We start from the raw sequence: 20,834 nt of genomic DNA on the forward strand, positions 1-20,834 counted from the left end.
AGGTGCTTTCCTCCTAACCCCTATGAGACCGTGGCGTTTGATTCTAGAGAATTTTCAGGGGTATCTTCAGCACCGTTAGCGTCGGTATCTGTGGCGGATTGTCGAATACTCATGACGATGCGGTTATCGGGCGATATCGTAACCTGTATGCCACTCCCGTGATATTCGCGTGTCCAATCGAGGTTTACCCTTACCTTTTCGGGGGAGCTGATGGCGGAGACCATCGCATCGAAGGCTTCGCCGCCGTGGGTTTTAAGATAATTCTGCGCGCCGGAGGTGAAATCGCAGGCGGTGATATCGGGGACGCCAAGAAGCTCGCGAGCGGCTTCGGGGCTGTATTCTGTGCCGCTTCGTCCATCAAAATCATCAAACTCGTCAAGGGCGGTGATAACGGTCATAGACGCGGTATTGACATCGACTCGGTAATCGTTGTGGCGGAACCGAATAATCCAACCGTTAATACGTTCGGCGCGGCCCAGTGTGATAACTTCGCGGATAGTCACCAGATCGATATTGTCTTTTTTGAAGGTGTCCAACCGTCCCGGATCTACACGATAGTTGGCGGTGCGTTCGGCCTTGGTGATGGGATCATTCAAAGAAGGCAGCGCGGTCTTCCGTGTGTGTCCGTATACCTGTGCGGGAGGCTGCGCACCGGATGCTGAAGTCTGTGAACCCGCTGGCTTTGGTGTTTGTGAAGAAGCCGTCTCGGGTTGTGGGGTTGTATTTTCCGCTGAGGACTGTGCTGCTTGGTTCGTGCGCAGCTGTTGCAGGTATTCTTCAATGCGCGGAGGAGTATAGGTGAGCGTGCTCTTCTTCTTGAACATCGCGGGAGAAGGCATGCGGGCGATGCCGGGCGTGGGAACTTGCGGCTGTTCATGGGAAGGTACCGGCTGGGCCTGCTCTAGGGGAGTGGGCACCTTAGGAACGGGTATAGGGCCAGTCTGGGTCGTATCTGCGCTATCATCACTCGCAGGTTCCTCCATCATGTCGGCGGGAGCATCCACCGCGGCGCTAATCGTGGTTTCGGGAACCAGCGGCAGAGAACCGGTGACGACCTCGTCGGCCTGAGCTGCACTAACATCTTCGTGCTCTTGAGTTGAGAAAGAAACAATATCGTCGGCGTTTTCAATACGGTGTCGAAAATTCTTATACAGTATCTCGGATGCGGCGCTGAACAGCTTCTCGACGGATGCAGATTCGGCGGGTGCACAAGGACACAGAAGCTCGGTCTGATCTTCGCTATAGACTGCCCAGTGGGCGCATCGGTGATTTGCCGGATAGTATGTAATATCTTTTAGCTGAGCAATATCTATGAGGGAACCCACTAGGGATTGCGGTATCGTGAGCTGAACCATGATGTTGACGCTCCTTCGCTGTTGAAATACTTTCCCTGGAAAATTGGGGTGTATCCAGATTACCGGTATTTTTGAAGCCTGTCTTGGGATGACGGTGTTTTTAATCCCCTAGCAGATAAAAGCGGTGTTAGAGCTGGTGGCACACCGGAAACTGAGGGGCAGGCCAAGTATTTACGCGATGCGTCTGGTTGCACTGATCGTATGGATAGCCGAAATTTCATAGGCTGGTTTTGCGTTGAGACCCCCGATAGTCACCGCTTCTGAAGGCATGGGTATAGTGCCTGAGGTGAAGCTGTTTGTAGATGTGAATGCCTGCATGTTGTGACTCAGAAGGATCGGATCGTGGTTCTCTATACTCGTCAATTATACGCTATTCAATAGTTGTTTTAGGGTATAGAAACGGCGAAATCCCCGGCGATTACTCGCCGAGGACTTTCAAACTGCCACGTCTGCAGGCTTTGATAGACAGCAAAAAAGCCCTTCCTTGACAGGAAAGGCTTCGTTCGTACGCCTGAAGGGATTCGAACCCCCAACCTTCTGATCCGTAGTCAGACGCTCTATCCGTTGAGCTACAGGCGCATGCTCCTCGCGACCGGGCTTATAACTACCCGTCGCAGCAACAAACAATACTATACGGGCACCCTTGATAGCGCGCAAGTCGAAAAAGAGTGTTAGTTCTAACAAAAACCCTCAACTATTACTCGCAAAGTTCCTAAAAATGGCATAAAAACCGCGTAATTTCAATGTTTTTGCGGGGTGGGAAAATTTTTCAAAAAATTTTGGAATTCGTGGGAACGCTCGGGATTATTCGGTGAAGCTGCGCCGCATCCACAGGCAAACCAACTTAAGGACAAGAGCGCTGCAGTGGGTCAAATATAAAATACTCGACTCATCAGCTAAATGCGCTATTCTAGATGAACACGAGGATGTGGAAAATTCCACGGGCGTGTATTTTAAGGAAGCTACACGCCCTCGTTAGTTTAAAACATCCTCACAACACACTGCCTGCCGTGCCAGTGAGGTGCCCGGCAATTCTCAAGACTCAAAGGGGAAATAGGTCAATGACTGACATCTCAACCGGTACTCTTTCTGCAGAACTTGAAAAGAGCCTGCAGAACGCTCCCACAACCCACCCCGAGCTCTTAGCCTGGGTGCGCGATGTTGCAGCACTCACCGAGCCCGACCGTATCTACTGGGTTGATGGTTCCGAAGAGGAGTACAACCGACTCGCCCAAGAACTGGTCGATGCAGGTACCTTCGTACGGCTAAGCGATCATGAGTTCCCCAACTCGTATGCAGCGTTCTCTGACCCCGACGACGTGGCACGTGTGGAAGAGCGCACCTTTATCTGCTCACAGACCGAAGAAGGCGCTGGTCCTACCAACAACTGGCGTGACCCCGTGGAGATGAAGCAGACGCTCACCGGTCTTTTCAAAGGTTCGATGCGCGGGCGCACCATGTACATCATTCCTTTCGTCATGGGCTCTTTGAAAGCAAAGAACCCCAAGATGGCGGTCGAAATTACCGACTCCGCCTATGTGGTGTGCTCAATGCGCATTATGGCAACTATCGGCAAGGATGTGCTCGCGAAACTGGACGAAACTCAGGGCTTCTTCGTGAAGGCGCTTCACTCCGTAGGCGCTCCGCTTGAGCCCGGGCAGGCAGACGTGTCCTGGCCCTGCAACCCCGAGAAGTACATTGTGCAGTTCCCCGAGACCCGCGAAATCTGGTCCTTCGGGTCGGGTTATGGCGGCAATGCACTGCTGGGCAAGAAATGTTATGCACTGCGTATCGCCTCGGTTATCGGTCATGATGAGGGCTGGATGGCTGAGCACATGCTCATCCTCAAGGTCACCAACCCTGAGGGCGTTACCCGCTACATCTCCGCTGCGTTCCCCTCTGCCTGCGGTAAAACCAACTTCGCGATGATGGACCCCACCATCGACGGCTGGAAAGCCGAAATGGTCGGCGACGATATCGCGTGGATCGAATTTGACGAGAATCACCAGGCTCGCGTCGTTAACCCCGAGGCGGGTCTTTTCGGCGTGGCGCCCGGCACCGGTTACTCCACTAATCCCAACGCCATGAAGGCAATCTCTAAGGGCAATACTATCTTTACCAACGTGGCGCTCACTGATGACGGCTCCGTATGGTGGGAAGGTAAGACCGACGAGGCACCCGCGCACCTGACCGACTGGACCGGCAAGGACTGGACTCCTGAATCGGGGCGTCCCGCAGCGCACCCCAACTCGCGTTTCTGCACCCCCGCATCCCAGGTGGATATGCTCGCCCCCGAGTACTACGACCCCGAGGGTGTGCCGCTGAGCGCCATCGTGCTGGGCGGTCGCCGCAAGACTACCGTGCCGTTGGTCTCCGAATCCGATAGCTGGGAACAAGGTGTCTTCCGCGCGGTCACCCTCTCCTCTGAGACCACAGCAGCTGCAAAGGGCGCCGTCGGCGTGGTTCGCCGCGATCCCATGGCAATGCTTCCCTTCATCGGGTACAACGCGGGCGACTACTTCCAGCACTGGATCGACCTGGGTAAGAAGCACGGTGCCGAGAACATGCCGAAGGTCTACTACGTGAACTGGTTCCGCCGCACCCCCGACGGTGGCTTCGCATGGCCCGGCTTTGGTGAAAACTCCCGCGTGGTCAAGTGGATCTTCGACCGCCTCGACGGCAAGGGCGGCGGCACGCAGACTTTCCTGGGCACCGTACCCACGAAGGAAGATCTCGACCTAACCGGTCTGAGCATCAGCGATGAAGAACTTAACGCAGCACTCGCCGTTTCAAAGGACGAGTGGGTGGCCGAGTTGCCCGGCATTGACGAATGGTTAGCGAAGTTCGGCGATAAGCTCCCCGCAGAGGTCAAAGCTGAGCGTGACGCCTTGGCAAAGTCTCTTGAAGACTAAGGAACATTCGGCAATATGACACCATGGTGGGGTGGGATGCGCTGACAATGCGTATCCCACCCCACCGTTTGTGAAAGCCTGCTCTTACATTGTTGTAAAGCACATCCCACCGATCGGGTGTGCAGCGCGTACAGCGTGATATGGCATACTCGGGTGTGTGGGATGGTGCACAGTTTATGCAGAAAAGGTGTAAATATCCACCAATGCCTTAAAATATTGCTATACAGACTCCGCATTTTGTGTGCAGTAAAGCCATACCTAATTTTCGTGCGGGTGGTACGAAGACTAGAATTTTCCGGTAGAACGGACAAACCCTATATTATTAGCCCTCAATAAACTGTTGAAAGGAGATACGAAGCATGCGCCTGACGGCTTTTTCAGACGTATCACTACGTATTATGATGCTTCTTTCTTCCTTGCAGGAAGGGGAAAAACTCTCGACTCAGAGGATCTCGGAGGGAGTCGGAACCCCTTATAATCACGTCGCAAAATCTGTGGCGTTCCTCGTCAATCAAGGGTTGCTTGAATCTACCCGTGGGCGATCCGGTGGTGTCCTGCTGTCGGAGACGGGGCGCAAAGCGACCGTGGGGCAGGTACTTCGTAGTACCGAGGGTGATATTCCTATGATTGAATGCGAAGATGAAAACGGCAACTGTCCCCTAGATAGTTTTTGTCGTCTGCGAACGGTTTTAGCCCGCGCTCGTGAAGCTTTCTATGCTTCTGTTGATGACGTTGTTATCTCTGAACTTCCCGCCGGAGCGCGGCCTGCTGGGCCCGTTTTTGTGGAACTGGGGTTGGGGCCGCTCGTGCACGAGCCTACGGAACGAGAGCTGCCGCCCGTACCTCCCCGAACTGTCGTAGCGTCGCGGTAAAGACAAAGTCTCTGGGCGGCAAATTGTTTGTTGCTCAGAGAGTAGATGCACTGTGCGAGAGAAAGTACGCGGATAAGCCGTGAAAGCGTGGAGTTTTCTCTTTTGATAGCTTGCCTCTGTCAAGGTCAGCACTGTAAGAATATACATTGACCGTATGTGCCCGGTGTCCGCTTAAGAAGGCAGGTATGTGATCTGAGTCCGCCTCCGTAAGAGGGATAGGTGACTGGTGCACCGGTTTATGCGTTATAGAACGATACTTCTGTTCACCCTGCGTGAAACCTAGTGCCAGGGTGCAAAATTATTTTTATTCACATCACGGTATATCACGTCGAAAATATTCACGTAAACGCTACTATACAAAAGTTACCGCCTGTCACAAGGCTATTCTCAATATTTCACGCCGCAAGAAAACATCGTCTTAGCGAACAGTAAATGGTGATAGTGTAAAAAGGTTTACAGGCAAAGTATTGCTAAAGTCCAAGGAAGAAAGGCGCATATCCCTCATGCTTTCCGAAAAATCACGCCCGGTTATCGAGGCGACCCTGCCGATTGTCGCAGAGCGTATCGGGCACATTACACCAGACTTCTACGAGCGTATGTTCGCCGCCCGTCCCGACCTGATGGATGGTCTCTTTTCTCGGTCGTCTCAGCTCGAAGGCACCCAGCCGAAAGCGCTTGCCGGCTCCATTGCTGTTTTCGCCTCCTACATTGTGGAGCATCCCGATTCCTACCCTGACGAGGTGCTTTCCCGTGTGGCGCATAAGCACGCATCCTTAGGGCTTCAAGAGAATGAATACCCAACTGTCTACAAGTATCTTTTTGAGGCGATTGCCGCAGATCTGGGCGAAGCCGCAACTGAAGAGGTTGTGGACGCCTGGAGCGAAGTGTACTGGCTCATGGCGAACGCCCTGATCAAGATCGAAAAGGGACTCTATGCATCCCAGGCAAATAATGTTACCCACGCGCCCTTCAAAGTTGTTGATCGCCAAGAAACCGGCGATAACGTGGTCGTGCTGACCTTTGAACCTGCCGATAACACCCCTATGACTGAGGCGAAAGCAGGCCAGTACATTTCCATTATTACGAAGGCACGTGATGGTCTGCGCCAGCCCCGCCAATACACCCTGCTTCCGTCCGATAAAAACCAGCGTCGTATCGGAGTGAAGCTCGATCCGAACGGCGAAATGACTTCGATCATTCACGGGCTCAAGATTGGCGATGTCGTCGAGATTTCCAACCCTTATGGTGACCTCACCCTGGAAGGCTTCGGCTCTGCGGATGCGCCCCTCTACCTTTTCTCAGCGGGTATCGGCGTAACCCCTATGATTAGCTTCCTCAATGAGCTGATTGAGTCCGGTTCTCAACGTCAGGTAACCGTGGTTCACGCTGACCGTCGCCTTGATACATGGCCGCTGCGCGAGGAAATGACCGAGCTGATCGAAAAACTTCCTCACGGCAAGCTCATCTCGTTCATAGAAGACGAAGAAACTGGCGATTACCGTGGCCGTGTGGACATCGCAAAGCTGGGCATACCTGCGGAGGCAAACGTATACCTGTGCGGTCCGCTGCCGTTCATGAAGGGCGTGCGTTCCGCTCTCGTGGATGCAGGTGTACCGGCGCAGAATATCAATTACGAGATCTTTGGACCGGATCAGTGGATGCTGCGCTCATAAAGGCTACTTTGGCGTAGCCCGTGCTGGGGTATTTAGAGGCGGCTGGGTGAGCTGATAGTCGCCTTCTTCAGGATGCCTCTGCGCAACTCCGTCTCTCGGTGCCAGGGGCGCCTCGTTCCTCTTTTATCGCGCATCTGCATCCTGAAGAAGGCTCTTGGAGAACACCCTGAAGCCGTTTGGGAGACCCGTCTGACGCTGCACCGAATATCCCATATTCAGGAGGAGAGATAAATAATATTGGGGGCGTTGAGCCCCCAATATTTTTATTTAAGTATTTCTAAATGTCCAAAGGTAAACTAAAGAAGCCCCCGTCGCGGCTACACCCCACGGAACACTTCTGACCTAATCAGCCGTGGAGGGTCGTAGTTCCGAAAGGGGGTGAGACGGAATGCCGAAAAAAGGTAAAAGCAAAATCGCTTTGGCGGCTGCGCGAATTATCAAAGCCCTCGCGCAACTCGTCAAAGCGATTGCTGACCTAATCGACGTCATCGGTTAAGCCGATGTGACGTTTCAGCGGGTTCCCCTAGCTTCGCGGTTTAGGGGTGCCCGCTATCTAACATTATACCTAAATATCAGTGGGTATATCCCTGTTAAAACTACAAAGCCCTCGCGCTGGCGTTCACGCCCGGCGCGCCTACCGGGGCGAAGCGGCTCAAATGCGCTCGTGCCAGGGCTATAAGGCGATCGTAAACCCAGCACCAATAATGCTTAGAATAAGGGCGGATACCGATAATAATCGGCATCCGCCCAAAATAATGTGAGCTCAAAGAACTACTGGCGCACCAGAGCCAGAATCTCGTCGCGCACGCGCTCCATTGTGGGAGTATCCGGTGCTTCAAGGTTCAGACGCAGGAACGGCTCAGTATTGGAAGGCCGCAGGTTCGCCCACCAGCCTTCTTCGGTGTTGGTGAAGGTGGTACCGTCTGAGTCTTCGACTTCTACAGGCGCGCCAGCGTAGTGCGCGCGCACACGGTCCACAGCGGCTGCCTTGTCCTCAATCTCGGAGTTGATCTCACCGGACGCGACATAGGGGGAGTAGCTGGCGCTGATCTCGGAGAGCGCCTGGTTACCGCCGCCGAGAGCCGCGAGCACGTGCATCGCGGCGAGCATGCCGGTGTCTGCGTTGAAGAAGTCCTTGAAATAGTAGTGCGCGGAGTGCTCACCGCCGAAAATACCGGATTCTTCAGCCATGACTGCCTTGATGAAGGAGTGACCCACACGGGTTTTCACAGCGCGCCCACCGAGCTTTTCGACGAGCTCGGGTACGGCCTTGGACGTGATGAGGTTATAAATAATAACCGGCTGCTCATTGCCTTCCGCCTTAGCACGCGCGATTTCACGTTCTGCCACGAGCGCGGTAATGGCGGAGGGGGTGACCGCGTTACCCTTCTCATCAATCACGAAACAGCGGTCGGCATCGCCGTCAAAGGCAAGACCAATGTCTGCGCCGTGCTCAACAACCGCTTTCTGCAGATCAACAAGGTTAGCGGGTTCAAGCGGGTTAGCCGGGTGGTTCGGGAAAGTTCCGTCGAGCTCAAAGTAGAGGGGCACGATCTCAAGTGGAAGCGCGGGCAGAAGAGCGTCTCCCAAGACGGCGGGTGTGGTCTTACCGCCCATGCCGTTACCCGCATCCACAACAACCTTGAGGGGGCGAATATTGGAGAGGTCTACGAGCTTACGCAAGTACTCGGCGTAGGCTTTGAGAACGTCCTTTTCGGTGACGACGCCGGGATTCTCAACGGTAGGAATAGAGCCTTCGTCAAGGTACTTCTGAGCAAGATCACGAATATCGAAAAGACCGGTTTCGGAAGATACAGGAACCGCCCCGGCCTTAGCCATTTTCATGCCATTGTATTCGGCGGGGTTGTGGCTTGCGGTGAAAGTAACGCCTGCCGCATTCTCAATACCGCATGCAAAGTAGAGCACGTCGGTTGAAATGAGACCGATTTTTTGGACGTTTGCGCCGCGTGCGGTGGCACCTTCAGCGAATGCATCCATGAATTCGGGGGAGGAGGGGCGCATGTCACCGCCCACCAAAACGGTCTGACCAGCCAGACCGAGCACATCAACAAAAGCGGCGCCGGTTGCACGCACAGTTTCGTGGGTAATAGTTTCGCCGACGATACCGCGAACGTCGTACGCCTTAAATGAGTCTTTGAGGTTAATAGTAGTCACTCGTTTATTTTAGCGGGTATATCTTCGAAATGTACCTCTATAATTGGTGGGAGTATCCAGAGAATTCCCTGAATTTTATGGGTTTTATATCACGTATGCCGTAGTTTTGGTGATGTTGCGTGTAAAAGTTCCTAGAAAGGCCAAGGCGACATGGGCGAAATTTTTCCGTTGAAGAATAAGATTCAGAATTATGCGTGGGGTTCGCACGAAGTTCTGGGTCGCATGCGCGGTGTGCCCGTACCCACGGAAAAGCCGGAGGCTGAGGTTTGGGTGGGGGCGCATCCTGCGGCTCCGTCTGAAGCCACGGTCGATGGGTCTGTGTCGCCGTTGAACAAGCTGGTGGCGGCGCATCCGGACCGTTTTTTGCGCCCTGACCGCGCGAGCGACTGGTTTCCGTTCCTGTTTAAGATTTTGGCTATTGATGCTCCTCTGTCGATTCAGGTTCACCCTACGCCGCAGCAGGCCGTCGCCGGGTTCGAGGATGAGCAGGCGCGCGGGATTCCGGCTGATGCGCCGCATCGTAACTATAAAGACCGGTACTCTAAACCTGAGAACGTAATTGCCTTAACCCCCATGAAGGTACTGACGGGTGTGCGCCCGCAGGGCGAGCTGCGGGAGCTGGCTGAAGCTTTTGGCGCCGATTGGCTGAGTTCTCGTGTACAGCTGAGCCCAAAACAATTGCTGACCGAGATTATTCGTCTTCCGCAGGATGCCGCTGACCGCGCCATAGCGGGTTTGGTAACTGCGGCGCAAAAGCTAATGACACAGGATGGTGTCTCTGCAACGGTATCGGATGCAGCCGACCTGGTGAACCTGGTGGCGCAGAAGTATCCGGGTGATAAGGGGCTACTCGTCGCGTTTGTGATGAACCTGATGAATCTTGCGCCGGGGGACTCTGCTTTTACTCCGGATGGTCAGGTGCATGCATATGTTTCTGGTACGGCGATTGAGCTCATGAATCCCTCGGATAATGTGCTGCGCGCAGGTCTTACCCCAAAGCATATTGATGCGGAAGAACTTATTAAGGTGCTTGGCGAGCATCAGGATGCGCCGTTACTGCAGCGTCCGGTAGAGAACGACTCGGGCGTGGAACACTACGCCATGTGGGATGAACGCATGAGCGTGCAGCATATACGGGTGCTCGCTGAAAAACCGGTTGAATACACCTTTGAAGGCACCTCTGCCGCGCTGGTGGTGGATGGTTCAGTCACGATTTCTGCGGGTGGTGAGCAGAACATAACGCTGCGCGGCACCGAGTCGGTACTGCACGCTGGGGATGCCACCTCCGCCACCATCACGGGTGAGGGCGAACTGTACATCGCCCGGTATGTGTAGCGTGTTTATTGTGTGGGGAATCTTGAGAGCAAATTTGTGAGTATTTACTATAAGACTTATATCTTAAAAAGGAGTAGCACTATGCGGCCCTCGTTAGCTTTTGAAACACATCGGCGTGCTATACGCGAGATTGTGAAAAAATATCCTACGGTAAATCCCCGTGTTTTTGGCTCTGTTCTACATGGTACCGACCATGAGGAGAGCGATCTTGATGTCCTCGTGGATGCTCTGCCTGGGGCAACTCTTCTAGATCTCGGAGATCTGGAAGCAGATTTGGTGCAGGCACTTGGAACCCGAGTAGAAGTTCTCACTCCCCAAGATTTGCCCCATAAATTCCGTGAACGCGTACTTGCTGAGGCTCAGCCGGTGTAATGATGAGTAAAAATCGTCTTTCTGATTACATAGAGCACATACAACAGGCAGCTGGTGATGCATATTCTTTTACCGAAAATATGACTCATCAAGAGTTTTTAAAAGATAAAAAGACTCAACAGGCAGTTATCCTAAATCTTATTATTATTGGCGAAGCCGCAACAAAAATCATGGATAACTACAAAGACTATACTCGTACGACTCCTGAGGTCCCGTGGCGCAGCATGCGAAATATGAGGAATCGGTTGGCTCATGGGTACTTTGATATAAACCTCGATATCGTGTGGGATACTGTAAAAAATTGGTTACCTTCTCTGCTGGAACAAGAGTTTTAGCTTCGTGGAAATAAAATATTAAGAATATAATTTTTTAGATACGTTCTTTTATGCCTCGGTGCACCTTTAGATGTAATATATAAATATTTCAGAGATGCCGGAAAGGAATATCCGGCAAAACCCTAACATAAATTACCCAACCACAACCTCCGACGACGAAAGACAGCACCGATGGCACGTAAAATCTTCCTCTTAGCCGGTGCGGCGGGTGCCGGTAAGAGCACTTGGATCGCCGCGCATCCCGAACTTGCAGACCTCACGCATTCTTGGGATGCCGAGCGCCGCAAATGCGGATATATCACCTACACACTTGATAATCAGCCTGCACTAGCCCTATCACAAAACACCAGCGCCGAATCGAAGGCTATCCGCCGGGTAAACAACTGCGTGGAAGAGAACATGCGGCACGGCAACACCGTATTTATCGACAATATGAACGTGCTGCTGCGCAACATGAAAACCTTCCTCGAATTTGCGCGCAAATACTGCTATACCGCATACCTTGTCGATTTTCAGGGCGAACTCACCCTCGACGAGCTGTATACGCGCAACAGAACCCGCGAATACACTAAGCGCGTACCTGAAGAGGTTATCGAGACCGCCTACAATAACCACCGCGAGCTGCGCGAGAACTGGCGCAGCATCCTCAAAAACTACCGGGATGTGGTCGCCGGGTACATCGCCCCCGACCAGGTTTTTACCGAGCTCTTCACCCCGGTTCGCGTGCTCGATAACTACCATAAAGTAGTCGTGGTCGGCGATATTCAGGGCATGGGTAACGAACTCGAAAAGCTTATCAGCGCCCTCTCACCCGAAACCGGGCTGAGCGATGAAAACATCTGCTGGATATTCGCCGGTGACCTCTTCGATCGCGGGCAAAACCCCGAAAAAGTCTTTGACATCCTTGAACCCGCCCTTGGTACCTTGCCCAACGTGCACCTGGTGATGGGCAACCACGAACGCTCCATCATGCACACTATTAGGGGCGTGCGCCGCTACCGTGACGCCCGCGAAACCCTGGATGCGCTCGCCGCCCACGGCGTGTACAACAGCCGAGTGATCGCCATGCTCAACACCGCCGTGAATATGATGCCCTTTACTCTTGGGCAGGAGCGTTATTTCGTGACCCATGCCGGGGTTGCACCGCAGCTCTTCGCGGATTCCCATCGCACGCTGGAAAGCGTAGGGGAGGGGTACCTCACGGGGCTGTATGCAGATGAAACGTTCTATTTGGGTTCCAACCCGTACCCGCAGGCGCGGGCGGGTAAAACCCAGTACGCAGGCTACGAAGAGACGCTCGACGACCTCAGTCGGGCCGCCGGTATCACCCAAATTTACGGTCACCGCCCGGCGGCACTCGGTTCGGAAGGATACAGTAATCTCATTCCGTTAGAAAGCAGCGTCGAATTTACCGGCGGCGAGCTGAGTGCCGTGGTGTTCAGCCGCGAGGATAGCGCATCCGGTGCACCCGAAAAAGCCGTGTGGAAGCGCGAAATCGTGAAAATTCCATCGAGCTCCCTCGTCCCCGACCCTTACGCCTCTGGGAGTAGAGCGGTGGGCGCCTCGAAAAATACCGCAGACGGTGCCACAGAACCTCTCAACGACGGGCATCGCCTGCTAGAGGAGATGCGCGCCAACCCCAACGTGAACGTGCGCGCAACCGAACCTGCCGGCGTGCTCGCATGCAATTTCACGCGTAAAGCCTTCTACAAAGGCGCCTGGGATAAGACCACCGCCAAAGCGCGCGGGCTCTTTATCCACGCCGAAACCGGCAAAATTGTGGGGCGCGGGTACGAAAAATTCTTCAATATGGACGAGCCCGGGCATGAAAGCGAGGCACACGTTTGCAAACGCCTCGCCTACCCGGCCATTGCACGCGCCAAAGAAAACGGATACCTAGCGATTATCACGGTCTTCGAAGGTATGCTCACCGTCTACAGCAAGAGTGGGGTAACCGCCTACAGCCGCCACGCCGAAAGCATCCTGCGCGCCGCCCTCACCCAGGAAGAACGCGCCCGGCTTACTGAAGCGCTCACCCGCATGGATTCATCACTAACAGTTGAGGTGGTCGATCCGTTCCGCGACCCGCACATCGTGCCCTACGAACACGTCACGCTCTATCTGCTCGATCTAATTGCGAACACCGCGCAGTTCAGGGTGAAACCGGCCCGCTTTGAAGACCTGTGGCTCTCCCCGAAAGCCTTCGCGCAGCCGCGCCCCACCGAAGACTACGGCCCCGTGCGCATCTCTACCGTCGAAGAAATTCCCCTCAAGGACGACGCCGATTTCACCCGCCTGCTCCAGGATGCGCGTACAAGCGACGCTGAGGGCTGGGTTATCCGCGATTCTACGGGCTATATGGTTAAAATCAAGGCGCCCGGGTACTCCGCCACGAAACGCGCCCGCGCGATTCCCGCACTAGTGGACTACCTGCGCGAGCCATCCGAACAGCGCAGGGGCACCCAGGCCGACCGTGAGAAGCTGGAACGCAACGCCGAACGCCTGGGGCTGAACCTCAGCGACTATATTGTCTCCACCATTAGCAGGCATCGCGCATGGGATTTACCGCGGTTGGCACCGCATCTGAAAGACCTGCTGCACGGCGTTAACACGCACGGACGGCTGGACTAGCCCACAAGCTGAGGCGGCGCCCGCGAGAACGTGAGCGCCGCCTCAAGCATGTTGCACGGGTCTGCATAGCTATACGTGCGTTACAATTCCTAAACAAGCATTCGTGCCAGCAAACGTGCGAATACCGGGCTTACACGAGTAAAGGAATCACCGTGAAAATTATTCTGACCGTAACCGGAATCGACCACGAAGGCATTATCGCCGCCGTCACCACCAAGCTCACGGAACGCCACGTGAATGTGCTTGACGTTTCTCAAACCATCATGGGCGAGTACTTCACCATGATTATGCACTGCTCCTTTGACGACACTGAACAGAACCTCATCGACCTACAGGAGTCTATGACAGCCGTCGAACACGCCCAAAAGGTGCAAATCCGTATTCAAGCGGAAACCATCTTCAAAGCGATGCACAGCATCTAAGGCGTGGGATAACCTTTATGATGAACGACCAAATACTCGAAACCATCCGCATGATCGAGGAAGAAAAACTCGATATCCGCACCGTCACCATGGGTATCTCGCTCCTAGACTGTGCCGACTCTGATGGCGATGTGGCACGCAGCAAAATCTACGACAAGATAACCTCCCGCGCTAAAAACCTGGTGAGCGTATGTGAAGGTATCGAAGTTGAACTGGGCATACCGATCGTAAATAAGCGCATTGCCGTAACCCCAATTTCCGTGGTAGCGGCAGCCAGCGGAGAAAGCGAATATCTTGAGTATGCTCGCACACTCGACGCCGCAGCAAAAGCCGTGGGCGTGAACTTTATCGGCGGATTCAGCGCGCTGATCGACAAAGGTGCTACCCCCTCCGATAACGTGCTCATGGATTCTATTCCCGCTGCGCTCGCTGAGACCGATGTCGTGTGTTCGTCGGTGAATATTGGTTCGTCCCGCGCCGGTATTAACATGAGCGGCGTTAAACGCATGGGCGAAATTATTCGTGAAACCGCTGACCTCACCGCAGATACCAACGGCTTCGGATGCGCCAAACTTGTGGTCTTCGCCAACGCCGTGAGCGACAACCCCTTCATGGCGGGCGCTTTCCACGGAGTACAGGAGGCAGACACCACTATTTCGGTGGGCGTTTCCGGCCCCGGTGTGGTGCAGCGTGCCCTACAGCAAGTGCGTGGTGAGCGTTTTGATGCGTGCGCCGAGGCTATCAAACGCGCCGCTTTCAAGATTACCCGTGTGGGTCAGCTGGTCGGTCATTTAGCCGCCGAACGCTTGGGCGTGTACTTCAATATTGTGGATCTTTCACTGGCGCCTACCGCTGAGATCGGCGATTCAGTTGCGCATATCCTTGAAGAAATGGGTCTGGAAACTGTGGGAACTCACGGTACCGTGGCGGCGCTTGCTCTGCTTAACGATGCGGTCAAGAAGGGCGGGCTCATGGCTTGCTCGCATGTGGGCGGGCTCTCTGGGTCGTTCATTCCGATCTCCGAGGATGTTGGCATGATCGATTCTGCTGCCGCCGGGCATATTACGCTCGATAAGCTGGAGGCGATGACCGCGATCTGCTCGGTCGGGCTGGACATGGTTGCGGTGCCGGGCGATACCTCCGCCGCGACGCTTGCCGCTATGATTGCCGATGAGGCTGCGATCGGTGTGATGAACCATAAGACTACCGCAGTGCGCGTGATTCCAGCCGTCGGTCTGGGCGTGGGCGATACCGTCGAGTTCGGCGGGTTGCTGGGGCGTGCCCCGATTATGCCGGTGCATACCCCATCTTCGGAGGCGTTCATCGCCCGCTGCGGCAGGATACCCTCGCCGGTGCACGGGTTTAGGAACTAGGAGCATCTGCGGCTTCCACTCTTCCTGATGCTAAAAAGAGTCTTGATAGTGAATAAAGAGTATTTTTCCGCTTTATTCACTATCAAGACTCTTTTTACATTCCCATAATAATATTTCTATATTTATATTTAAGATATAAAATTTTCTTTAATTTTCACGTCTGTTTATATTTATTGAGGCAGGGGATTTTTCTCATATTTTTTTATTGCATCATAAGCGATAATGGTCAGTAGGGAAACTTTAATACCCATATTTTCTAAATCCACTATATGCTGATAAAGAGGTATTTGAGCACGCAGAGTTAATGGAAATTTTTTTTCGTTCTTTTTAGAGCGAGTATCCTTATCAACTATAAGTACTAGTATAAACTCCTTGATGTGCAGGTCACTTTCTTTCACATGTTTAAAATCCGAATTAACAGTTATTTTATTAGAATCCTCTTTCTCACTCATTTCCTTAAGTTTATCAAGAATATTCTTATAGTTAGGACTATGTTGCATATATTTAGCCGACATGTATGATTGATTTATAAGATGGCTTACTGTATTACTATCTGCGTGATTCTTCACATATATGTATGTGCCTTTATTGATATAGACATCAGAAATTTCCATTTTACTATTCTCTCCGATATCGAGGCCTGCTGATCCAATGGCTCCTATATCTAAAATAGATATTTCTTTTGAACAAAATTTAGGATCGTTCTTTAATATTTTAACGAGCGAAGCATTGAAAACATCTTCATCTATCTTGTTAATTTTTTCACCATTTTTTGTATATGAACGTACTGAATCCACAGCGGTTTGTTTGAGTATAGTATGCATATACTTATTAATGTTATTATATTTATCGAAGTATTCCATTACAACTTTCTCATACTCCTTACTGGGTTTTTTCCAGGTTCCATTATCCAGATAATACATACCCTCTTTAAGATTTTCGTTCCCTTTTCTGCTATCATATGATCCCATAAACCAGTTAAACAGAGGGATACCGTCACCTTTTTTACCCTCATTCTCCGTATGAATTTCAATTTCAATTTCTTCTATATTTACATCATTACTATCTAAACAAGGTTTAGGTATATTGTCAGTGGTATAAGGATTCTCCCCGCGGTCTTTACGACTATCATTTAAAAATTTACATATAGATTCTAAAGGTAAATCTTCTATGTTTTGAATATCTAATTCATGTATTTTATGGTTCGTATTTTTGCATGGGGCTTTTATAATTGCTTTAGATATTGAATCACCATCACTTAATAAGTTGTAAAGATCTTGTGGATATGTAATGTCAAAAGTTAATCCATTAGATAAATCGCTCTGTATATTCTTTGCCAAGATATCGTTCAATTTCCCTTTTTCTTCTTTGTTTGCAGGATAAAAATAATTAAGGTCATTACGTATAGATTCCCTTTTATATATTAATTCATATTCAGTGCAATGTTTTATTAACTCTTTTATATTATCTTCAAATTTTTTATCAGTAACCTCTATAGTTGTTACGAAGTTTCTAGATCCACGAAATGATCGGTTAATTATCTCCTTATTGTATTTTGCTTTGCCACCAACGGAATGTATTGACTCGCTGTGCATATCGTATTTGTGGTCTCTTATGGTGCCTCCCTGTGGTATTTTTGAAGTCGTAATACTATTTTTTCCAATAATTTTCCTTCTTCCTATGTGAGTTATATGTTTATTGTCAATAGAGTCGAATGCTATTCTTTGTCCATAATCTTCAGTAGACATATCTTTCTTTAGTATCCAGTGTCCCGCTCCGTAGCAACATGCCCAAATTAAATTTGGGGTATCTTTTGGGTATAAAAATATTATACAAAACGGCGATAGATGTTTTTTGCTAAAAATTGATTTGTCAGCTAAATATTCCCATTCTGGAGAATTATGTTTATAGTTTCCGCTGATTATAGTAGAAATATATTCTTTACCATCAAGATTAATTTCTTCTGTACGTTTGTGACACAAAATATCTCCGTCGTCAGATTTAATATTATCATGTGTTGAATTGGTTTTTGGGCTACAAACTTCAATATTTTCTATATTGATAAGATTTTTTGGGTTAAACTTCTTGCCATTGAATTCTATCTCAAAACGGTACAGGTTAATGTTCATTTCTTCATCTCCTAATACATTCTCTACCTTAACACAAACCTGCCCATAAACCCCTCAATGAGCAGGCGTGCGTTCGCATTAGTACGCAGCCTGCCGAGCACAACCTCAAGCGCCTGCACATGTTCCAGGGTCTGCGCGGCACTCGTGCGTGCGGCGAACTCGGCGAGCGCATCCCGGGCGTGCTCATTCATCAGGGCAGACCCGGAGTTTAGCTGCAGGGTGAGCACATCGCGCAGCACCGTCTGAATCTCCGTCATCGACCGCAGCAGCGTATCCGATTGGATGCGCTTCGCACGCCGTTTCTGCTCGTCCTCCAGCCGCCGCACCTGCGAGCGCAGGCTGGGGGAGATGCGCGCCCCTTCGGTGATGCCCAGGATCGCCAATAGTTCGGTGCGTTCCTTCTCGTCGCGCGCCGCGGCGGCTTCTGCGGCGTCCTGTTCCGCGAGCGTGATAAGCCTATCCGCTGCCGCATACGCCGAAGAAATAGAACGAATGTTCATGATGAGAAGCGGCAGAGTTTCGCGCCGCTGCAGGGCTGCGGGGTCGTAGGCTAGGCGGGCGGCAACCTCGGCATCACCCTGCGCGAGTGTTGCCGCGTGGCGTGCCAGCGCATCCTCAACCCCGTCGGCAGCGAGCTTGGCGGCAACATCGGCGATAGCAGGAACCGGCAGCTGTACGGGGCGGCAGCGTGACCGAATCGTCACGAGTACATCGGTGGGGGAGGGAGCCGTCAGCAGCCAAATCGTGTGCGGCGGCGGTTCCTCGATAGCTTTCAAGAGCACGTTAGAGGTGCGCTCGGGCATGCGTTCGGTGTCTTCCATAAGGATCACGCGCCACCGCCCAACCGACGGCCTATCCTGCGCTTTCATCACAAGGTCGCGGGCATCGTCAATGCTGATGCTGACCGCCTCGGTGCGAAAATGCGTAAAGTCCGAGTGCGAACCGTTCAGCACGGTCACACAGCCCTTACAGGTGCCGCACCCGCGATCAGCGGGATTGGGCTGTTCACACAGCAGCGCCGCCGCAAAAATAAGGGCAGCTCGCCGATGCGGTGCCCCCGCCGCCCCGGTAAAGAGCCAGGCATGCGTGGGACGTTCGGCGGATGCGTCGCGGCGCAGCTGGTCAAGCGTGCCCGCGGGCAGAATCAGCTCATCCCACAGGCTCATAGGGCGTCCTCCCCGAAACCACCGGGGGTAAGATTCTCAGCCGTATCGCCGTTATCGCGGGCTAGCTCTCGGGATTCCAAGAGCGGGCGAACAACTTCAAGCACCCGTTCGTGCACCGCATCCACACTTCCACAACCATCCACTACATAATGCGCACCGTCGGCATTCTGCCGTGCAATATCAGCGAAAGCGGTGTGCACGCGGGCTTTGAAATCAGCGCCTTCCGCCTCAATCCGGTCTACGGTGCCGCGGTCGCTCATGCGCTGGGACTCATCGGTGAGGGGAACATCCAGCAGAATTGTGGCGTGCGGTATCAGATCTTCGGTTGCCCAGCGGCTTAACTCCGTGACGGTATCTTTGCCCAGATTACGCCCAATGCCCTGGTAGGCTGCGGAAGAATCGAGATAACGGTCACTGAGCACTACCGTCCCGGCAGCGAGCGCGGGACGAATCTTCTGCGCCGCATGCGCCGCGCGGGATGCAGCAAAAATCAGCGCTTCGGCACGGGCATCGACTTTGTTGGAACCGTGTTTAAGAACGAGTTCCCGCAGAGCCTCGCCAAGGGGTGTTCCGCCCGGTTCTCGGGTAGCAATCACGGTGTAGCCTTGAGCCTCTAGAACGGTTTGAAGCCGGGCAAGCTGGGTAGTTTTGCCCGCACCGTCACCGCCCTCGAAGACGATAAAAAGCCCGCGGCGATCGGGCGCTGAACCCGGCTGCGCGGGCGTACTCTGTGGCGTGTAGTGCAGGGAATCGTTCACCCTACTAAGGGTACCGTGCCTGCCGAATGCGATAAAGGAAGGTGAACGTTTTCACGGCGTTGCCGAGCCAGAACATGACTTTCTGCGGTGTTCGGCGTGCATGTGAGCCTTCGCTGTGCCACTCTTAAAAGCATGAGTGAAGAGAAGATGTCAGCAGAGACCTATGTGGTGAGCGGTGGTCGTCCCGCGCATGAGCATGATGCGCCGGTAAACCCACCGATTATTTTGTCCTCAACCTACCGTGGAGCCGGTACCGTTGATACCGTCTCCGATAAAGTGTATGCGCGGTTTGCCAACCCCACCTGGGAGGCTATGGAAGAGGTCGTCGCCGGGTTGGAAGGCGGCACACACGGTCTCTTATTCCCATCAGGTATGGCAGCGATTGCTTCGATTCTGGATTTGGTACCGGTCGGGTCGGTTATTCTCATTCCTAAACATGCCTACATGGCCTCTATCACTATGAGCAAGGATTTGCAGAAACGCGGTATTGCTGAGGTCGTGCGCATTGATCTGGAAGATACCGATTCTGTGATCGCAGCCTTCGAAGATGCTGCCGCCCGCACCGGTGTAACCCCCGAAACCGTGGATTATGCAGCTCCGAAGGTACTCGCCTGGCTGGAGAGCCCCACGAACCCCATGCTTGAGGTAGCCGACCTGCCTACTATTTGCGCTGCGGCGAAACGTCTGGGTGTGGTGACCGCTGTCGATAACACCTTCGCCACCCCGATTTTGCAGAAGCCTCTCTCCTTCGGTGCTGACGTGGTGGTTCACTCTGCGACCAAGTTCCTGGCAGGGCATTCGGATGTGCTCCTGGGCATTACGGTCACCTCGAACGAGGACCTCTATCAGGCAATGCTGCACCATCGCATCACCAACGGGGCTATTCCCGGACCCGTGGAGGCGTGGCTCGGCTTACGCGGTCTGCGAACCCTAGCGCTTCGCGTGGAGCGCTCGGTGCATAACGCGCAGAGGCTGGCGGAGCGCTTGAGCGAGCATCCGGCAGTGGAAGAGGTACGGTACCCCGGTTTGCCCGGCAGTAATGGGCATGAGCTGGCTAAGAAGCAGATGCACGGCGGGTTCGGCGCGGTGCTGTGCGTGGTCTTGCGTGCCAGCGATGAACAAACGCAGCGTGTGGTAGAGGCTTTGCGCGTGTGGACTCCTGCAACAAGCCTGGGTGGTGTAGAATCCCTGATTGAACGCCGTCGTCGGCATGGGAGCGAACCCGACTCCATTCCGCCGTCGCTGCTGCGTCTATCGGTCGGCATTGAGAATGTCGATGATCTCTACCAGGATTTGGTGACCGCCATCGAGCAGGTCATCCAGTAA

Annotated in this window: 15 protein-coding genes and 1 tRNA gene; 10 read left to right on the forward strand and 6 right to left on the reverse strand. The window is 52.9% G+C overall.

What is annotated here, in order from left to right; genetic code table 11:
- Positions 1-20: 20 nt before the first annotated feature.
- Complete coding sequence (locus tag HMPREF3016_RS03370) at positions 21-1,355, reverse strand: hypothetical protein (RefSeq protein ID WP_070536700.1); 1,335 nt, start codon at positions 1,353-1,355, stop codon at positions 21-23.
- Between the two features lie 506 nt (positions 1,356-1,861).
- A tRNA-Arg gene (locus HMPREF3016_RS03375) sits at positions 1,862-1,934 on the reverse strand.
- Between the two features lie 482 nt (positions 1,935-2,416).
- Between HMPREF3016_RS03375 and HMPREF3016_RS03380 the strand changes: the two genes are divergently transcribed.
- From HMPREF3016_RS03380 to HMPREF3016_RS03390, 3 genes are all read left to right on the forward strand, one after another.
- Positions 2,417-4,267: a phosphoenolpyruvate carboxykinase (GTP) gene (locus HMPREF3016_RS03380; RefSeq protein WP_048754571.1), complete on the forward strand. Its 1,851-nt coding sequence runs from the start codon at positions 2,417-2,419 to the stop codon at positions 4,265-4,267.
- 359 nt (positions 4,268-4,626) lie between these two features.
- Positions 4,627-5,139 (forward strand): RrF2 family transcriptional regulator, encoded by a 513-nt coding sequence (locus HMPREF3016_RS03385; protein WP_070740237.1) that lies wholly within the window; start codon positions 4,627-4,629, stop codon positions 5,137-5,139.
- A gap of 503 nt (positions 5,140-5,642) precedes the next feature.
- Positions 5,643-6,812: an FAD-binding oxidoreductase gene (locus HMPREF3016_RS03390; protein WP_070740240.1), complete on the forward strand. Its 1,170-nt coding sequence runs from the start codon at positions 5,643-5,645 to the stop codon at positions 6,810-6,812.
- Positions 6,813-7,583: 771 nt separating this feature from the next.
- On the opposite strand, the gene HMPREF3016_RS03395 is transcribed toward HMPREF3016_RS03390, so the two are convergent.
- Positions 7,584-8,987, reverse strand: coding sequence for a phosphomannomutase/phosphoglucomutase (locus HMPREF3016_RS03395; protein WP_070626877.1), 1,404 nt, complete (start codon positions 8,985-8,987; stop codon positions 7,584-7,586).
- 150 nt (positions 8,988-9,137) lie between these two features.
- Here HMPREF3016_RS03395 and manA point away from each other — a divergent pair, with 150 nt between their 5' ends.
- From manA to HMPREF3016_RS03425, 6 genes are all read left to right on the forward strand, one after another.
- The gene (gene manA / locus HMPREF3016_RS03400) at positions 9,138-10,322 is read left to right on the forward strand and encodes a mannose-6-phosphate isomerase, class I (RefSeq protein ID WP_070740243.1); all 1,185 of its coding nucleotides are present in this window, start codon (positions 9,138-9,140) and stop codon (positions 10,320-10,322) included.
- A gap of 81 nt (positions 10,323-10,403) precedes the next feature.
- Positions 10,404-10,694: a nucleotidyltransferase family protein gene (locus tag HMPREF3016_RS03405; protein WP_013398471.1), complete on the forward strand. Its 291-nt coding sequence runs from the start codon at positions 10,404-10,406 to the stop codon at positions 10,692-10,694.
- A 2-nt stretch (positions 10,695-10,696) separates the two neighbouring features.
- Entirely contained in the window at positions 10,697-11,029 is a 333-nt protein-coding gene (locus tag HMPREF3016_RS03410; RefSeq protein ID WP_070740246.1) for a HepT-like ribonuclease domain-containing protein, read from the forward strand.
- Positions 11,030-11,200: 171 nt separating this feature from the next.
- Positions 11,201-13,660 carry an RNA ligase gene (locus HMPREF3016_RS03415; RefSeq protein ID WP_070740250.1) on the forward strand — a complete coding sequence of 820 codons (2,460 nt, stop codon included), beginning with the start codon at positions 11,201-11,203 and terminating at the stop codon, positions 13,658-13,660.
- A gap of 152 nt (positions 13,661-13,812) precedes the next feature.
- The gene (locus tag HMPREF3016_RS03420) at positions 13,813-14,082 is read left to right on the forward strand and encodes an ACT domain-containing protein (protein ID WP_004006581.1); all 270 of its coding nucleotides are present in this window, start codon (positions 13,813-13,815) and stop codon (positions 14,080-14,082) included.
- Between the two features lie 17 nt (positions 14,083-14,099).
- Positions 14,100-15,455, forward strand: coding sequence for a PFL family protein (locus HMPREF3016_RS03425; RefSeq protein ID WP_070740253.1), 1,356 nt, complete (start codon positions 14,100-14,102; stop codon positions 15,453-15,455).
- 170 nt (positions 15,456-15,625) lie between these two features.
- Here HMPREF3016_RS03425 and HMPREF3016_RS03430 read toward each other — a convergent pair whose 3' ends face one another.
- From HMPREF3016_RS03430 to tmk, 3 genes are read right to left on the reverse strand one after another with little or no spacing between them, the layout of a single operon-like run.
- The gene (locus HMPREF3016_RS03430; protein ID WP_070740255.1) at positions 15,626-17,584 is read right to left on the reverse strand and encodes a DUF6119 family protein; all 1,959 of its coding nucleotides are present in this window, start codon (positions 17,582-17,584) and stop codon (positions 15,626-15,628) included.
- Between the two features lie 23 nt (positions 17,585-17,607).
- On the reverse strand, positions 17,608-18,750 hold the full coding sequence (locus HMPREF3016_RS03435; RefSeq protein ID WP_070740257.1) for a DNA polymerase III subunit delta': 1,143 nt from the start codon (positions 18,748-18,750) through the stop codon (positions 17,608-17,610).
- Positions 18,747-19,508 carry a dTMP kinase gene (gene tmk / locus HMPREF3016_RS03440; RefSeq protein ID WP_371441533.1) on the reverse strand — a complete coding sequence of 254 codons (762 nt, stop codon included), beginning with the start codon at positions 19,506-19,508 and terminating at the stop codon, positions 18,747-18,749. The genes HMPREF3016_RS03435 and tmk overlap by 4 nt, the downstream gene beginning before the upstream one ends.
- A 132-nt stretch (positions 19,509-19,640) precedes the next feature.
- Between tmk and HMPREF3016_RS03445 the strand changes: the two genes are divergently transcribed.
- Positions 19,641-20,834, forward strand: a complete 1,194-nt coding sequence (locus tag HMPREF3016_RS03445) for a trans-sulfuration enzyme family protein (RefSeq protein WP_070740276.1) — start codon at positions 19,641-19,643, stop codon at positions 20,832-20,834.

This window comes from Rothia sp. HMSC065D02 (assembly GCF_001815285.1).
In the GTDB taxonomy this organism is placed as follows: Bacteria; Actinomycetota; Actinomycetes; order Actinomycetales; family Micrococcaceae; genus Rothia; species Rothia dentocariosa.

Excerpts from the sequence above, each read along its gene's own strand:
- HMPREF3016_RS03425 (WP_070740253.1), top strand. The coding sequence starts at position 14,100 with ATGATGAACGACCAAATACTCGAAACCATCCGCATGATCGAGGAAGAA.
- HMPREF3016_RS03390 (WP_070740240.1), top strand. The coding sequence starts at position 5,643 with ATGCTTTCCGAAAAATCACGCCCGGTTATCGAGGCGACCCTGCCGATT.
- HMPREF3016_RS03415 (WP_070740250.1), top strand. The coding sequence starts at position 11,201 with ATGGCACGTAAAATCTTCCTCTTAGCCGGTGCGGCGGGTGCCGGTAAG.
- HMPREF3016_RS03370 (WP_070536700.1), bottom strand. The coding sequence starts at position 1,355 with ATGGTTCAGCTCACGATACCGCAATCCCTAGTGGGTTCCCTCATAGAT.
- HMPREF3016_RS03445 (WP_070740276.1), top strand. The coding sequence starts at position 19,641 with ATGAGTGAAGAGAAGATGTCAGCAGAGACCTATGTGGTGAGCGGTGGT.
- HMPREF3016_RS03430 (WP_070740255.1), bottom strand. The coding sequence starts at position 17,584 with ATGAACATTAACCTGTACCGTTTTGAGATAGAATTCAATGGCAAGAAG.
- HMPREF3016_RS03380 (WP_048754571.1), top strand. The coding sequence starts at position 2,417 with ATGACTGACATCTCAACCGGTACTCTTTCTGCAGAACTTGAAAAGAGC.
- HMPREF3016_RS03405 (WP_013398471.1), top strand. The coding sequence starts at position 10,404 with ATGCGGCCCTCGTTAGCTTTTGAAACACATCGGCGTGCTATACGCGAG.
- HMPREF3016_RS03410 (WP_070740246.1), top strand. The coding sequence starts at position 10,697 with ATGAGTAAAAATCGTCTTTCTGATTACATAGAGCACATACAACAGGCA.
- HMPREF3016_RS03385 (WP_070740237.1), top strand. The coding sequence starts at position 4,627 with ATGCGCCTGACGGCTTTTTCAGACGTATCACTACGTATTATGATGCTT.
- HMPREF3016_RS03435 (WP_070740257.1), bottom strand. The coding sequence starts at position 18,750 with ATGAGCCTGTGGGATGAGCTGATTCTGCCCGCGGGCACGCTTGACCAG.
- manA (WP_070740243.1), top strand. The coding sequence starts at position 9,138 with ATGGGCGAAATTTTTCCGTTGAAGAATAAGATTCAGAATTATGCGTGG.